14 protein-coding genes are annotated in these 13,882 nt (G+C 63.1%); 11 read left to right on the forward strand and 3 right to left on the reverse strand.

Going from position 1 to position 13,882, the window contains the following annotated elements; all coding sequences use genetic code 11:
• The first annotated feature begins 377 nt into the window (after positions 1-377).
• The 4 genes from D1159_RS15215 (at position 378) to D1159_RS15230 (ending at position 3,506) form a co-directional block, all read left to right on the forward strand.
• Positions 378-590 (forward strand): FeoA family protein, encoded by a 213-nt coding sequence (locus D1159_RS15215; RefSeq protein WP_161846503.1) that lies wholly within the window; start codon positions 378-380, stop codon positions 588-590.
• Positions 591-653: 63 nt separating this feature from the next.
• Entirely contained in the window at positions 654-875 is a 222-nt protein-coding gene (locus D1159_RS15220) for a FeoA family protein (protein ID WP_161846504.1), read from the forward strand.
• Between the two features lie 75 nt (positions 876-950).
• Positions 951-3,341, forward strand: a complete 2,391-nt coding sequence (locus tag D1159_RS15225) for a ferrous iron transporter B (RefSeq protein WP_161846505.1) — start codon at positions 951-953, stop codon at positions 3,339-3,341.
• Between the two features lie 24 nt (positions 3,342-3,365).
• Entirely contained in the window at positions 3,366-3,506 is a 141-nt protein-coding gene (locus D1159_RS15230; protein WP_161846506.1) for a FeoB-associated Cys-rich membrane protein, read from the forward strand.
• 173 nt (positions 3,507-3,679) lie between these two features.
• Here D1159_RS15230 and D1159_RS15235 read toward each other — a convergent pair whose 3' ends face one another.
• On the reverse strand, positions 3,680-4,615 hold the full coding sequence (locus tag D1159_RS15235; RefSeq protein WP_161846507.1) for an alpha/beta hydrolase: 936 nt from the start codon (positions 4,613-4,615) through the stop codon (positions 3,680-3,682).
• 190 nt (positions 4,616-4,805) lie between these two features.
• Between D1159_RS15235 and D1159_RS15240 the strand changes: the two genes are divergently transcribed.
• Together D1159_RS15240 and pepT are read left to right on the forward strand one after the other, a co-directional pair.
• Positions 4,806-6,026, forward strand: a complete 1,221-nt coding sequence (locus D1159_RS15240) for a hypothetical protein (RefSeq protein ID WP_161846508.1) — start codon at positions 4,806-4,808, stop codon at positions 6,024-6,026.
• A gap of 69 nt (positions 6,027-6,095) precedes the next feature.
• On the forward strand, positions 6,096-7,313 hold the full coding sequence (gene pepT / locus D1159_RS15245; RefSeq protein ID WP_161846509.1) for a peptidase T: 1,218 nt from the start codon (positions 6,096-6,098) through the stop codon (positions 7,311-7,313).
• Between the two features lie 169 nt (positions 7,314-7,482).
• Here the strand turns inward: pepT and D1159_RS15250 are convergent, their stop codons facing one another.
• Entirely contained in the window at positions 7,483-8,016 is a 534-nt protein-coding gene (locus D1159_RS15250; RefSeq protein ID WP_161846510.1) for a TIGR04002 family protein, read from the reverse strand.
• A 182-nt stretch (positions 8,017-8,198) separates the two neighbouring features.
• Here D1159_RS15250 and D1159_RS15255 point away from each other — a divergent pair, with 182 nt between their 5' ends.
• From D1159_RS15255 to D1159_RS15275, 5 genes are all read left to right on the forward strand, one after another.
• Positions 8,199-9,053, forward strand: a complete 855-nt coding sequence (locus D1159_RS15255) for a M55 family metallopeptidase (RefSeq protein WP_243152323.1) — start codon at positions 8,199-8,201, stop codon at positions 9,051-9,053.
• Entirely contained in the window at positions 9,053-9,922 is an 870-nt protein-coding gene (locus D1159_RS15260) for an NYN domain-containing protein (RefSeq protein WP_161846511.1), read from the forward strand. The genes D1159_RS15255 and D1159_RS15260 overlap by 1 nt, the downstream gene beginning before the upstream one ends.
• Positions 9,923-9,964: 42 nt before the next feature.
• The gene (locus D1159_RS15265; protein ID WP_161846512.1) at positions 9,965-10,675 is read left to right on the forward strand and encodes a LytTR family DNA-binding domain-containing protein; all 711 of its coding nucleotides are present in this window, start codon (positions 9,965-9,967) and stop codon (positions 10,673-10,675) included.
• Positions 10,672-11,937: a GHKL domain-containing protein gene (locus D1159_RS20270; protein WP_161846513.1), complete on the forward strand. Its 1,266-nt coding sequence runs from the start codon at positions 10,672-10,674 to the stop codon at positions 11,935-11,937. Before D1159_RS15265 ends, D1159_RS20270 begins: the two co-directional genes overlap by 4 nt.
• Before the next feature lie 128 nt (positions 11,938-12,065).
• Positions 12,066-12,455 (forward strand): hypothetical protein, encoded by a 390-nt coding sequence (locus D1159_RS15275; protein ID WP_161846514.1) that lies wholly within the window; start codon positions 12,066-12,068, stop codon positions 12,453-12,455.
• Between the two features lie 72 nt (positions 12,456-12,527).
• Here D1159_RS15275 and D1159_RS19785 read toward each other — a convergent pair whose 3' ends face one another.
• Positions 12,528-13,871 (reverse strand): S-layer homology domain-containing protein, encoded by a 1,344-nt coding sequence (locus D1159_RS19785; RefSeq protein WP_243152324.1) that lies wholly within the window; start codon positions 13,869-13,871, stop codon positions 12,528-12,530.
• Positions 13,872-13,882: the final 11 nt, after the last annotated feature.

A 13,882-nucleotide genomic window follows, 5' to 3' on the forward strand; every position in this document is an offset into this window, starting at 1 on the left:
CACTCTATTTCCGGGCTGTTGTCTGCCTTGCATGTATCCTTAGATGGTTACTTTGACAGGTTTTAAACAGACTCTAGGACCGGATTGAAAACAAACAAAAATAATATTGTGTTGAACGAAGGGCCAAAGAACCAACCACTGCTGTCCAAAATGTATATGATTTGAGACGCAAGAAAAGCGGGGCGGAATACCCTTCGAACTTGTGGAGATCCACAAAAAAACCTCCGGCCGCAGGAGCTTCTGTGTGTTGGTTAGCACATTCTAACTAAAAAAGAAAGTTTTTGCGAAAAGGGTCTTGACAATAACAGTTAGCCGTAGTAAACTAAGGCCGGTTTCTGGGTTAGAAAGTGCTAACCCCATAAAAAGGAGGCGAAGAAATGATGCCGCTGACAATGGCAAAGGCGGGGGAGACCGTCATGATTCGCAAAATTTCCGGCAAAGACGAGGTGCGCCAGCATCTGGCGGAGCTGGGCTTTGTGGTGGACAGCGCCGTGACGGTGGTCAGCGAAATCGCGGGGAACCTGATTGTGCAGGTGAAAGACAGCCGGATTGCGCTGGATAAGACGATGGCGAACCGCATTATGATTTAAAAGGGTGTCTGGGCCGCTGCGGACAGGCGCAGTGTGACAATAGGGCAGAAGGAGGAGTGCAATATGAAAACGCTGAAGGATGTTAAGGTGGGCGAGAGCGCAACCGTTGCGCGGCTGCATGGGGAGGGCCCGGTGAAGCGCCGGATTATGGACATGGGCATCACCAAGGGTGTGGAGCTCTTCGTCCGCAAGGTGGCCCCCCTGGGGGACCCCATGGAATTGAATGTCCGGGGCTATGAGCTGTCCATCCGCAAGGGTGACGCGGAGATGATCGAGGTCCAATAAATCAACGCGGCGCGGGGCCGCTATTATTTGCCTCGAAAGTTAGCTATGACTAACATTTGAAAGGAGAGCGTTAACATGGATATTAAAATTGCCTTGGCAGGCAATCCCAACTGCGGCAAGACCACCTTGTTCAACGGCCTGACCGGCTCCAGCCAGTATGTGGGCAACTGGCCCGGCGTCACGGTGGAAAAGAAGGAGGGCAAGCTGAAAGGCCACAGGGACGTGGTCATTCAGGACCTGCCTGGCATCTACTCTCTGTCCCCCTACACGCTGGAAGAGGTGGTGAGCCGGTCGTATCTGGTAAAGGAACAGCCGGACGCCATTCTCAACATCGTGGACGGGACGAATATTGAACGCAACCTCTACCTCACCACCCAGCTCATCGAATTGGGCCTTCCCGTGGTGGTGGCAGTAAACATGATCGACCTGGTGCGGAAAAACGGCGATACCATTGACTTTGCCAAGCTGGGGGCCGCCCTTGGTTGCGAGGTGGTGGGGATGAGCGCCCTCAAGGGCGAGGGCGGCATGGCCGCTGCCGGGAAAGCAATAGCTCTGGCCCAGGAGAAGCAGACCGGGGAGCTGCCCCATGTGTTCACCGGAAGCGTAGAACACGCCCTGGCCCACATTGAGGAGTCCATCCAGGGCGAGGTGGCGGAGCGCTATCTGCGCTGGTACGCCATCAAGATTTTTGAGCGGGACGAGAAAGTTCTGGAGGAACTGAGCCTTACCCCAGACCTGAAAGCCCACCTGGAGCAGCACATCGCCGACTGCGAGAAGGAGCTGGACGATGACGCGGAGAGCATCATCACCAACCAGCGGTACGCCTACATCCATTCTGTGGTCACAAAGGCCGTGAAGAAAAAAGCGGCGAAGCACAGCCTTTCCGTCTCGGACAAGATCGACCAGGTAGTGACGAACCGCATTCTGGCGCTGCCTATCTTCGTAGCGGTGATGTTCCTGGTATATGCCATTGCCATGGGCGGCTGGGGCATCTCCATCGGTACCGCCGCCACCGATTGGGCCAACGACGGCCTGTTTGGGGACGGCTGGTTCCTGCCCTTCTCCGGTTCCGATGTGGACGGCTATAATGAGGCCGCGGGCGCGTTTGAGGAAGCCGGCGTCATCATTGAGGCATACGAGAACGGGCAGACTGTAGCCTATCTGTACGATGACGAGGCCGGTGAAACCAATGAACTGGAGGTCAGCGAGGCGGTCTATGCCGAGGCATTGACGGTAACGCAGCCGGATCCCTCTGCGTATGGAATTTGGGTGCCTGGTATTCCGGTATTGATTGGGAACGCATTGGAGGCCATGAATGTCAATGATGTGCTGTCTGGCCTGCTCCTGGACGGCGTTGTGGGCGGTGTGGGCGCTGTCTTGGGCTTTGTACCGCAAATGCTGGTGCTGTTCCTGCTGCTTGCTATCCTGGAGGACGTGGGCTACATGGCCCGGATCGCCTTCATCATGGACCGTATCTTCCGCCGCTTTGGTCTCAGCGGCAAGAGCTTCATCCCCATGCTGGTGGCCACCGGCTGCGGTGTTCCCGGCATCATGGCCTCCCGAACCATTGAGCAGGACCGGGACCGGAAAATGACCATCATGACCACGGGCTTTATCCCCTGCGGCGCAAAAATGCCCATTATCGCCCTGTTCGCCGGGGCGCTGTTCGGCGGATCCTCTCTGGTCGCCACCTCGGCCTACTTCATTGGTGTGGCCGCTGTGGTAATCTCCGGCATCATGCTGAAGAAATTTAAGGCATTCGCCGGGGAGCCCGCCCCCTTCGTCATGGAGCTGCCTGCCTATCACGCTCCCTCCGCCGGCAGCGTCCTTCGCTCCATGTGGGAGCGGGGCTGGTCCTTCATCAAGCGGGCCGGGACCATCATCCTGCTGTCTACGATCATCCTGTGGTTCCTCCAGAGCTTTGGCTTTACCGGCGGGGGCTTCGGTATGGTGGAGGACAGTGCCGATTCCGTCCTGGCCGCTGTGGGCGGCGTTATTGCGGTGCTCTTCGCGCCCCTGGGCTTTGGCATCTGGCAGGCCGCTGTGGCCACCATCACCGGCCTGATTGCCAAGGAAGAGGTGGTTTCTACGATGGGTGTGCTGTTCCCCGGCAACCTGACCATGAATATCGGCACAACTTTCACCGCCATTTCCGCCTATTCCTTTATGATCTTCAACCTGCTCTGCGCCCCCTGCTTTGCCGCCATGGGCGCCATCAAGCGGGAGATGAACAACGCCAAGTGGACTTTGGCCGCGATCGGCTACATGTGCGGCTTTGCCTATGTATGCGCGCTGATCGTCTACCAGCTGGGCGGTCTGGCTATGGGGCTGGTGCGCTTCAACGTCTGGACAGTCATTGCCGCCGCCGCTCTGGCCGGCATGGTCTACCTGCTGGCGCGCAAGGGCTACCGGGGTGAGGAGCATTCCCGTAATTTGAGTTCCGTGGCTGCTGCCGCGGCGAAATAACCGGTCTGGAAAGGAGGGGCTGACATGCCTGCGATCTTGGGAAATATCATTGTGATTGCCGCGCTGACTGCTGCTGCGGCATTGGCCGTCCGGTCTATGCGGAAATCCCGCAAGTGCGGCGGGGGCTGTAACGGCGACTGCGGAAACTGCCGCGGCTGTCACTGAAAACGCTGCGCTTAACGCAAAAGAGTCCGGCAGGGCGGGGGCCTATCATGCTCCCGTCCTGCCGGACTCTCTTTATGGTTTTAGATGGGGGAAAGTGCGTATCTCCGGCCGCGCCGCCGTGCGGAAACCCGCCCAAAGACAAAATCTCTGGGCAATCCAGCGCCCCCGGTTATTTAGTCTAACTTCAAATGGCCTTCCAGCCAACCCAGGACATCCCGATAGACCTCCTCCCGGTTCCGCTCATTGAGCATCTCGTGCCGGCCCTCCGGATAGAGCTTGACGGTGACATCCCGGACGCCGGCGGCGCGGAAGAGGCCGGCTACCTTTTGTACGCCCTTCCCGCTGGCCCCCACCGGGTCCCGGTCGCCGGAGAAAAAGAGGACGGGGGTGGCAGGGTCCATTTTGGCCAGGTTGTCTGGGTTGGCGATGATTTGCAGCCCGCCCATCATATCGCGGAACATGCCCACCGTGGGGACGAACTGGCAATAGGGGTCGGCGTTGTAGGCGTCCACCACCGCTTCATCCCGGCTAATCCAGTCGTTGGCGGTGCGGTTGGGCCGGAACTGCCGGTTATAGGCCCCCAGGGAGAGGGAGGTGACCAGCTTGCTGCGGGAGTTGGATCCCCGGAGGGCGGCCAGGAGGGAGGAGAGCGCTTTGCCCAGGGCCACCAGGGGGGCGGGCTCCTGTCCGGTGCCGGAGAGGATGGCGGCATCCACTGTGCCGGGATAGCGGATGAGGTAGGTGCGCACAGCGAATGAGCCCATAGAGTGTCCCAAAATGGCATAGGGGAGCTTGGGGAACCGGGCGGCGCCCGTCTGACGGACGGCGGAGATGTCCTGAACCAGGTGGTCCCAGCCGTCTCTCTCCCCCAGGAAGCCGAACTCTCCCGGTCCGGCGGTGCGGCCGTGGCCCAGGTGGTCGTGGCCCAGGACGGCGAAGCCGTGGTCATTGAGGAAGCGGGCGAAGTCGTCATAGCGGCCCATATGCTCGGAGATGCCGTGGACCAGCTGGACCGCCGCCCGGGGGGGCTGGGAGGGCATCCACAGACAGGTATGGAGCTGGTGGCAGCCATCGGTGGAAGAAAGTGTAAATTCTTGAAAGGTTGTCATAGAATTTTTCCGTCCTCTGTGATATAATAGCCGCACGGCGGAGATGATACTTTGTTCCAGGCACTTCCTTAGTATCTGAGAAGGAGTGTATGGAAGATACTGACAGTGTAGCAGGCGGCGCGGACTCTGTCAAGCGGGCGGGGGCGGACGTGTGGAAAGGGAACAGAGGCAGACGAAAGGAGATTGGAACATGAAGAAGCGAGTTTTGGCGGTGCTGTTGGTACTGGCATGGGCGATGATGAGCCTTCCGGCGGGGGCCGCCTCCGGCGAGCCGCAGGCCCTGCTGAAGGCGGTGGCCTACTATGGGGATCCTGCCAAGTGCAATATGAGCGCCGACCAGGCCCAGGCGTTCGCCGGTGTGATTCAGGCCCGAACCGCCGCCCTGGAGCAGCAGAGGGCCGCCCTGGACTGGGTGGAGGGCGGCGTCATACGCTGTTACGCCGCCCTTTTTGACACCGGAAATGGAAACCCGGCTCTGTTTTTCGCGGGCGGATTGGTGGATGAGAGCTGGGGCGATTGGAGCGACAGCGGCTGTTACTGGGGCGAGCTGGGTACCTTTGGGATCTGGCAGTACCAGAACGGACAGGCGGTGGAGCTGGAACTGGATCACTATGGGAGTCAACTGGCAGTCTATGATTCTTATGTGTTTTCAGGCGGTTCCCTCGGCTCTGACGGTTCCGCCTATGACGGACAAATATTCCCCTTTGGGAACGGCAGAATTTCCACCCAGCCCTCCACACGGGCCCAGTGGAACCTTATAGATGACAGAGGGGACCTCAGCGCCCCCCAGGTGTTTCAAATTGATGGAAGTCCGGCCACGCAGGCCCAGTTTGACGCCTGGGAGGCCAAGTGGAACGGGGATGGAAAGGCCCTGGCAGGCCACGAGTGGGGCGGCGGCGTGGAAGGAGTCATCTGGGGCTGCTGTCCAGCGGAGTACATGACCATCACGCTCAACCGCTACGCCAATGCCGCCCGGCCCCTGGCCTATGCCTCCACTCAGTTCATTGAGGTGGACGGGGTCCCCGTCCAGTTTGCGGCCTACGCCCTCAAGGACGCCAGCGGCAACGGCACCAACTACATCAAGCTGCGGGACATAGCCAAGGCCCTTAATGGCACCGAAGCCCAGTTCCAGGTGAGCTGGGACGGGGCGGTGAACCTTATTCCCGGGGCGGCCTACACGGCGGACGGATCCGAGTTCCCCACTCCCTTCTCCGGCGACCAGCCCTATGAGAACGCCTCCGCCCCTACGCGGGTCAACGGCAGGGACGTCTCCTGTATGGCTATCGTGCTCAAGGATGAAGCCGGAAACGGATACACCTACTACAAGCTGCGGGATCTGGGGGAGATTTTGGGCTTCCAGGTGGGCTGGAGCGGAGCGCGCGGCGTCTATATTGAGACGGGCCGGAAATAATAGAGAATGGATTGACAGGGGCCGGGGCTGCGCAAAAAGGCCCCGGCCCCTGGAAAGGAAGATCTGCTTATGAATGTAATAGAACGTTTTTTACACTACGTCTCCTTTGATACCCAATCCGACGCGGACAGCGGTGCTACCCCCTCCACGGAGAAGCAGAAGGTATTGGGGGCGGAGCTGGCGGCGGAGCTGTCCCAGCTGGGCCTGCAAAACGCCCACATGGATGAGTATGGCTATGTGTACGCCTGGCTGCCGGCGACCCCGGGGTGCGAGGGCATCCCCTGCATGGGCCTTATCGCCCATATGGACACCGCCTGCGCCGCGCCGGGGGCCAATGTCAAGCCGCGGATCCTCCGGTACGAGGGCGGGGATATTGTGCTTAACCAGGAGAAGCACATTATAATGGAGGCCGGCAAGTTTGAGAGCCTGTCCGCCTGCGTGGGGCAGGAGCTGATTGTCACCGACGGCACCACCCTGCTGGGGGCGGACGACAAGGCGGGGATTGCGGAGATCATCAGCGCCATAGACTACCTGCTGGCCCATCCGGAGATCCCCCACGGCCGGGTGGCGGTGGGCTTCACCACCGATGAGGAGGTGGGCCGGGGGGCGGACCACTTCAATGTGGAGGGCTTCGGGGCGGCGGTGGCCTATACGGTGGACGGCGGCGCGCTGGGGGAGCTGGAGTATGAAAACTTCAACGCCGCTGGGGCAGAGGTGACGGTTCATGGGATCAACATCCACCCCGGATCCGCCAAGAACAAGATGAAAAACGCCCTGCTCATCGCCCACGAGTTCGCCTCTCTGCTGCCACCCGCAGAGACCCCCGCCCACACCGAGGGCTATGAGGGATTTTACCATCTATCATGGATGAAAGGGGACGAGACCGAGGCCCGGCTGTCCTACATCATCCGAGATCACGACCGGACCAGATTTGAGGCGCGGAAAAAGACTATGGAGGACATCGCTGCCTATTTGAACGGCAAATATGGCGAAGATACGGTGGAGCTTGCCCTGACGGACCAGTACTACAATATGCGGGAGCAGATTGAGCCCCATATGTACCTGATCCTGAAGGCCCGGGCGGCCATGGAGGCCTGCGGGGTCCAGCCGGTGGAGGTCCCCATCCGGGGGGGCACCGACGGGGCGCGGCTGTCGTACATGGGCCTGCCCTGTCCCAATCTGTGTACCGGCGGCTTGAACTTCCACAGCGTACACGAGTACATCCCCACCCAGGCCCTGGAGAAGATGACCCAGGTGCTGGTGAAGCTGGTGACGTCGGAGATCTGACCGGGGGACGAAGACAGGCGGCGGGGAGAGCGGCCTGAGAAGCGGTGCCATTTTCCAGGACCTGTCAATTCGCGGGGCAGGATTGCCGGGGACAGTTTGGGCCGCAAAGATTTGTGCTGCGTCCATTGGAACTGCTTCTGAGTCCCTCCAGCCGCCTGTTTTGCGGCGCTTACAGGGCGGAAGCAATCCGGGCTTTGGCGCGGCAGGCGTCCAGCGCGCCGCCGGTGAGGAAGAAGAAGACGCCGTTGCTCACGGCCTGAATCAAGGTGCCGGTAAACTGGGGCAGGGCGCTGGCCGCCTGACCGGTGAGGGGGATCACCGCCAGGGCGTAGGCGCCGGGGGAGAGAAGGCAGGCCAGGACGGCGGCGGCGAGGTTGCGCCGGCAGAGGAACCGGTCAGATTTGGCGGTGAAGAGGGCCACCACCAGCCCCTTGATGACCAGAGTGGGCAGGACCCACATGGGATAGGTGAGCAGATCCGCCAGGCCGGCGCCGATGGCCGCTGCCGCCACCGCGTAGGGAGTGGGGAGCAGGCACCCGGCCAGATAGATAAAGGTATCCCCCAGATGGATATAGCCGGTGGGGATGGGGATATGAAAGAGAGCCAGGATGGCCACGGCGATCAGCGCGGCGAAGAGGGCAGAAAAGACCAGCAGCCGGAGCTTCTGCCGGGCGGCGGCCCGGGTTTGGGTGATCTGGGACATAGGTAAGACCTCCTTCGGATACGATACTTGTGAGATAAAATTCCTGAGCTCTATTATACGGAAATCTGACCATAAGGAAAGTGCCAGATAATGAAAATGTGATAAGGTCAGATTAAGGAGCCGCGCCATCCGCCAGGGCGTTCAGCTGCAAAGATGCTATGCGGAGGCGATTGGGACAGCTTATGAGACGGAAGGAAGACGAACAGACCGGGAGACCGGAGAAAGGACAGGGCACGATGCGTATTTTCCTCAGCGCGGATATTGAGGGGACCTGTGGGATTGCGGACTGGCAGGAGGCCAGGCGGGACACCCCCTACGACTATAACTACTTCCGGCGGCAGATGACGTTGGAGGTGCGGGCAGCCTGCGAGGGGGCCATAGAGGCCGGCGCGGCGGAGGTCTTCGTCCGGGACGGCCACAGCACCGCCCGGAATATCGACCCCGCCCAGCTTCCAGAGGGGGTGCAGATGATGCGGGGCTGGACCGGCGACCCCCTGCACATGATGAGCGGTCTGGACCAGGGGGGGTATGATGGGGTGTTTTTCACCGGATACCACGCCTGGGCGGGGTGCGGCGGCAGCCCCCTGTCCCACACGGTGAATTTAAACAGCGAGTTTATCACCCTCAACGGCGTGCAGATGAGCGAGTTTCTGATGAACGCCTATACCGCGGGGTACTACGGGGCGGCAGTCCCCTTTATCAGCGGGGACCGGGCGGTGTGCGACTTCGCCCAGGAGCTGATTCCCAATATTACAGCGGTGCCGGTACACGAGGGCCGGGGGGGCGCGGTGGTGTCCATGCACCCGGACAAGGCCATCAAGGCCATCCGGGCCGGTGCCAGGCGGGCGGCCCGCAATGGAAAGCGGTGCCCGGTACCTATGCCGGAGCAGTTTGACGCGGTGGTCCGCTTCCGGGAGCACCAGGCGGCCTACGCCCGGCAGTTTTACCCCGGCGCCAGTCTGGAGGACGGGAAAAACGTCTGCTTCTCTACGGACGACTGGTATGAGATGCTCCGCTTCTTCCACTTTGTGCTGTAATGGAGCGGGGAGATTTGCGTCTTGCCGTCCTGATCGACGCCGACAACGCCCCGCGCACGGCCATTAAGGACGTAATGGCTGAGGTGGCGGTCTACGGAACGCCCACCATCAAACGGATCTACGGGGACTGGACCAGCCCCAACATGGCCAGCTGGAAGCCCCTGCTGCTGGAGAACGCCATCGCCCCCATCCAGCAGTACGCCTACACCACCGGGAAAAACGCCACCGACTCGGCCATGATCATCGACGCCATGGACGTGCTCTACTCCGGCCGGGTGGACGGCTTTGTGCTGGTGTCCAGCGACAGCGACTTCACCCGCCTGGCCACCCGCCTGCGGGAGGCGGGCATGAAGGTCTACGGCATGGGGGAACGGAAGACCCCCAACCCCTTCATCGTGGCCTGTGACAAATTCGTCTATATTGAGGTCATCCGGGCGGCGGGGGAGCGGGAGCGGGCCGCCGCCAAGGCCGAGCGGGAGAAGCGGGAGCCGGAGCCGGCGAAGAGCGCGGCCAGGCAGCCGGCAAAGAAGAAGGCACCCAAAAAGGCCAGGCAGCCTGAGCCGGAGCCCAAACCCGCCCAGCCCCCGGAGAGTCCAGCCGTCCCCGGGGCGGAGCAGGGAGTGCCGCCGGAGGTGGAGGAGCTGCTGGCCGACTCCCTGGAGGCCATAGCCGACGAGGACGGCTACGCCTTTATGGGGGAACTGGGGAATTTCCTGCTGAAAAAGCAGCCCGACTTTGACCCGCGGAATTTTGGCTTTTCCAAGCTGACCAAGCTGTTCAAAGCCCTGGACCGGTTTGAAATCGACGTGCGCTCCACCAACCTGCCCCATGTCAAGCACATCTTTGTCCGGGACAAAAACCGGAAGTAGCGGCCAGGAGTCTCCCAAAGCCCCATCTACAGGAGGTCTGCCATGATTACCGTCGCCATCTGCGAGGATGAGTCCTATTTCCGCGTCTGGCTGGAGGAGCTGGTCCGGGCGTACTTTGACGCCCGTCAGGCCGAGGCGTCCATCCGGGCCTTTCCCGACGGGGAGGCGCTGCTGGCGTCCGGGTGGGGGGCGGACCTCTTTCTCATGGACATCAGGCTCCCCGGGGCGGACGGGATGGAGCTGGTCTCCGCCCTGCGGGCCCGGGGCGGGACCGGTCAGGTGATTTTCATCACCGCCTACCCTCGCTACGCCGTCCAGGCCTTCGCCCTGGACGCGGTGCACTATCTCCTCAAGCCCGTGGACCGGGACAAGCTCTTCCCCGCCCTGGACCGGGCCATGGGCCAGCGGGCGCAGCGCCGGGGGAGGGCCCTGCTCCTCCCCGGGGACGGCGGCATGACCAGGGTATTTGAGGGGGACATCCTCTGCTGCGAGGCGCTGAACCACCAGATTACCGTGCATACCCTCACCGGCAGGTTCTCCTTCTGGGGCGCGCTGGACGCCCTTGAGCCGGCCCTAGGCCCCAACTTCTTCCGCTGCCACAGGAGCTATCTGGTCAATCTGAACCATGTGGCGGAGCTGCGGCCGGGCTATGGGGTGGTAACCGGCGGCGGCCGGGTGCTCATCGCCCGGCGAAAGCAGCGGGACTTCGCCCGGCGCCTGCTGGACGCCTGCCAAGGGGGGATGACGCCGTGAAGTGCGCTGTACTGCTCCGCCTGTGGTGGCTGCTGTCCAACGGCCTTGTCTCCTGGGCCGCCTTTGACTTCCTGAGCGCCGCGGCCCCCGCCCCCCGGCGGGGCTGCCGTGCCCTTTGGCTGGCCGTGAGCAGCCTGCTCACTCTGACCGCCCTTGTCCTGGGCTGTCCCGCGGGCTTTTTTCTCTCCCTGCTGGCCCTGGCGGGCTTTGGTCGGCTTGTCCTCCGGATTCCCGCTGCCGCCCTGGCCCTCCCGCTGACGGTGCTCACCGTCTTTGCCACCCTTCTGGAGGGGATCTCCGCCCTGGTCATGTCGTGGCTGTCCCGCACGTTGCCCTCGCCCGCCCTGGGCACGCTCCTCCAGATTGCGCTCACCCTGACGCTGGATCTCCTCTTGTTCTCCGGCCTGGGGATTCTCCGGCGGCGCTACGCCGCCGCCCTGGGGCGGACCGCCGGGGCCGGCTTTGACGCCCTCCCCCTGTCCTGCGCCCTTCTGGTGTGGGCGAGCCGGTCCGCCCTGGGGCTGGACAGCCCCGCCTTTGAGGGCTATCTGGCTGGGCTGGACGCCGCCGCCCGGCTCACCGCCCTGTGGATGCTGCTGGGCACCGCCGCCGCGGCGCTTATCCTGCTTCGGGCCTGCTCCGCCGCCGCCGGCCTGTCCGGCCAGGGCCGGGAGCTGGAGCGCCTGCGGGGGCAGCGCCGCTGGCTGGAGGCGGCGGGCCGTGCCAACGCCAGCCATGCCGCCTTCCGGCACGACGTGGACAACCATCTGCTGGTGATCTCCGGGCTGCTCCGGGCCAGGCAGTTTGACCAGGCGCAGCGGTACGCCGGCGCGCTGCGGGTCCGCGCCGCCCGGCTCCCCGCCCTGATCTCCACCGGCCGGCCCCCGCTGGACGCCCTGCTGGCGGAAAAGCTGGCCCTTGCCGGGGAGCGGCAGATGGAAACCCGCTGTCAGGTCTGCGTGCCGGCGGACTTTCCCGTTGACGACGTGGATCTGTGCGCCCTGTTCGCCAATCTGCTGGACAACGCCATAGGCGCCTGCGGGGAGGTGGAACCCGCCCGCCGCCGGATCACCCTCTCCGCCGGGGTCCGGGCCGGCTTTCTCACGGTGGAGGTGGTAAACGCCGCCGCCGGCAGCCGGCGGATCCGCCCTGGCACCGGCCTGGCTAACGTCCGCCGCCTGGCGGAGGCGTACCGGGGCACGGTGGAGATCCGCCCCGGCGGCGATGTGGTCCGGGTGCGGGTGCTGCTGTGCGCCCCGTAAGACCATTCACGTACTAAAACCCGCCGTTCCGGTGACAGGACTTCCCTTCCCGCGCCCCATCCGCTATACTGAGGGGGCCCGGCCATACAGCTCGTTTCTGGCCGGAGATCCTTCAGGGAGGTCTTGTTATGTCCATTCAGATACCCCCGGCCCGCACCCACCCGGCCCCATGGCCTGGGAGGGACGGGGAGGAAGCCGCCCGGCTCCAGCTCCGGCGCCGGCAGATTCAGGACCAGCTTCTGCTGGTCCGCGCCGCAGGCACCGACAGCGCGGGCGCCCTGGACGGGATGCAGCGGGAGCTGGAGACGGATTTGGAGGAAATTTCCCACAAGCTCCGCACCGCCGGGGCGGCCTGTGTCTCCGCGGAGGAGACGCTTCCCCCGTCCACCACCCCAAAAGCCCCCGATCTGGACCGGTATGAGCCCGGCAGCACGCGCCCGTCCCCCGGCATCTATGAGGGAAAGAGAGAGGGCCGGGGCGGATACCGCTTCTCCTTCCTCCCCTGCTCCGAACCGTAAAGCGCACCCCCTGACGCGATAAAAATCCGCGTCAGGGGGTGCGCTTTTTCAGGGCTCAGTCTTCTGTCTTCCTCACAGCACGTTCTGGCAGAAGCGCATAAGGATGCTGGCCACCTGGGCCCGGGTGGCGCTGCCGGTGGGGAGGAGCAGATTGGTATCGGTGCCGGTGATCAGCCCCTGGCGGTTGGCCCAGCCCAGGGCGGGGAGGGCGTACTGGCTGATCGTCCCCGCGTCGCCGTAGCCGGACAGGTCGGCCTGGGCGCTGACATCCTGGCCCTTATAGCCGGCGTAGCGGTAGAGAATGGCGGCCATCTGCTCTCGGGTAATGGGGTCGCTGGGGCCGAAGCGGCCGTCCGGGTAGCCCGCTACAATGCCATTGTCACTGGCCCAGGCCACCGCGTCAGAGTAGAACTGCCCCGCTGGCACGTCGGTGAACTGGGAGACCCCGGTCCGGGGGCTGCCCTCCAGCCGGTAGAGGATGGTGACAATCATGCTGCGGGTGGTGGTGCCGTCCGGGCCGAAGCGGTTGTCGCCCACCCCCAGCATCAGATTTTCCTGGGAGACGTAGTTTACCGCATCATAGTACCAGGCGTCCGGGGCTACGTCCACATAGCTGGGAGGGGTCTGGGGCTTGTTGTCCGGCTCACTCTCAACGGGGTGGAAGCTGGCGAAGATCTCCACCCGGGAGCGGGGCATGGTGAAGGTAAAGCTGCCGTTTTTGTTCTCCTTCAGGGCCACCGCGTCCCCTTTGGCGTTGGTCACCCAGAGATCGTCCAGCTCGTAGCCCCGGTCCGGAATGGGGGTAACAGTTATCTTGGTACCGTGTTCAGCCCGGCTGTGGCTGACCTTGATGCTTCCGTGTTCCGTGTCCCCCAAACTGACGCGGTAGGTTTCCTCGCCGTCCTCCGTATCGGAGCCGCTGGAGCCCCCCGGATTCTGGCTGGAGCCGCCGGAGGAGGGGCGTACGGTTACATTCTTGACTCCACCGGTTCCGTTGACTTCCTCATAGGGCTCCAGCCCCTGGGACAGCAGGGTGAGGCTGGCCTTTCCCGGCATGGAGAACCGCTCCCCCATGTCCAGCTCGCCCAGCTCAATCTGGCTGCCGCGCAGGGGGGTGTCCCGCTCCGACGCCAGGTAGATAATTACCTTGGTCTTCCCGCCGCTGGTCTCTGCCCGCCACTGTGGATACACGCTGGGTTCATTTGGGGTGAAGCTGACCTGGGACTGGGAATAGCTGCCGTCCACCTCCAGCTCAATCTGGGCGCCGTACACGCTGCCCTCCATACCCTCCACCATCAGCACGGCGGAGCCGCCCCTGTCCTGGTAGGTGAGGACGGGGGTCCCGGCGGCATACGCCGCCGGGGACAGGCCTGCCAGCAGGCCCAACGCTGTCAAATATCCTAGGGTTTTTCTCATATACGCTCCCT

The organism is Pseudoflavonifractor sp. 524-17 (genome assembly GCF_009935845.1).
Lineage (GTDB): Bacteria > Bacillota > Clostridia > Oscillospirales > Oscillospiraceae > Pseudoflavonifractor_A.

What these genes read in the sequence shown, in the direction of transcription:
- D1159_RS15215 (WP_161846503.1), top strand. Translation starts at nt 378, where the DNA reads ATGATGCCGCTGACAATGGCAAAGGCGGGGGAGACCGTCATGATTCGC.
- D1159_RS15220 (WP_161846504.1), top strand. Translation starts at nt 654, where the DNA reads ATGAAAACGCTGAAGGATGTTAAGGTGGGCGAGAGCGCAACCGTTGCG.
- D1159_RS15225 (WP_161846505.1), top strand. Translation starts at nt 951, where the DNA reads ATGGATATTAAAATTGCCTTGGCAGGCAATCCCAACTGCGGCAAGACC.
- D1159_RS15230 (WP_161846506.1), top strand. Translation starts at nt 3,366, where the DNA reads ATGCCTGCGATCTTGGGAAATATCATTGTGATTGCCGCGCTGACTGCT.
- D1159_RS15235 (WP_161846507.1), bottom strand. Translation starts at nt 4,615, where the DNA reads ATGACAACCTTTCAAGAATTTACACTTTCTTCCACCGATGGCTGCCAC.
- D1159_RS15240 (WP_161846508.1), top strand. Translation starts at nt 4,806, where the DNA reads ATGAAGAAGCGAGTTTTGGCGGTGCTGTTGGTACTGGCATGGGCGATG.
- pepT (WP_161846509.1), top strand. Translation starts at nt 6,096, where the DNA reads ATGAATGTAATAGAACGTTTTTTACACTACGTCTCCTTTGATACCCAA.
- D1159_RS15250 (WP_161846510.1), bottom strand. Translation starts at nt 8,016, where the DNA reads ATGTCCCAGATCACCCAAACCCGGGCCGCCGCCCGGCAGAAGCTCCGG.
- D1159_RS15255 (WP_243152323.1), top strand. Translation starts at nt 8,199, where the DNA reads ATGAGACGGAAGGAAGACGAACAGACCGGGAGACCGGAGAAAGGACAG.
- D1159_RS15260 (WP_161846511.1), top strand. Translation starts at nt 9,053, where the DNA reads ATGGAGCGGGGAGATTTGCGTCTTGCCGTCCTGATCGACGCCGACAAC.
- D1159_RS15265 (WP_161846512.1), top strand. Translation starts at nt 9,965, where the DNA reads ATGATTACCGTCGCCATCTGCGAGGATGAGTCCTATTTCCGCGTCTGG.
- D1159_RS15275 (WP_161846514.1), top strand. Translation starts at nt 12,066, where the DNA reads ATGTCCATTCAGATACCCCCGGCCCGCACCCACCCGGCCCCATGGCCT.
- D1159_RS19785 (WP_243152324.1), bottom strand. Translation starts at nt 13,871, where the DNA reads ATGAGAAAAACCCTAGGATATTTGACAGCGTTGGGCCTGCTGGCAGGC.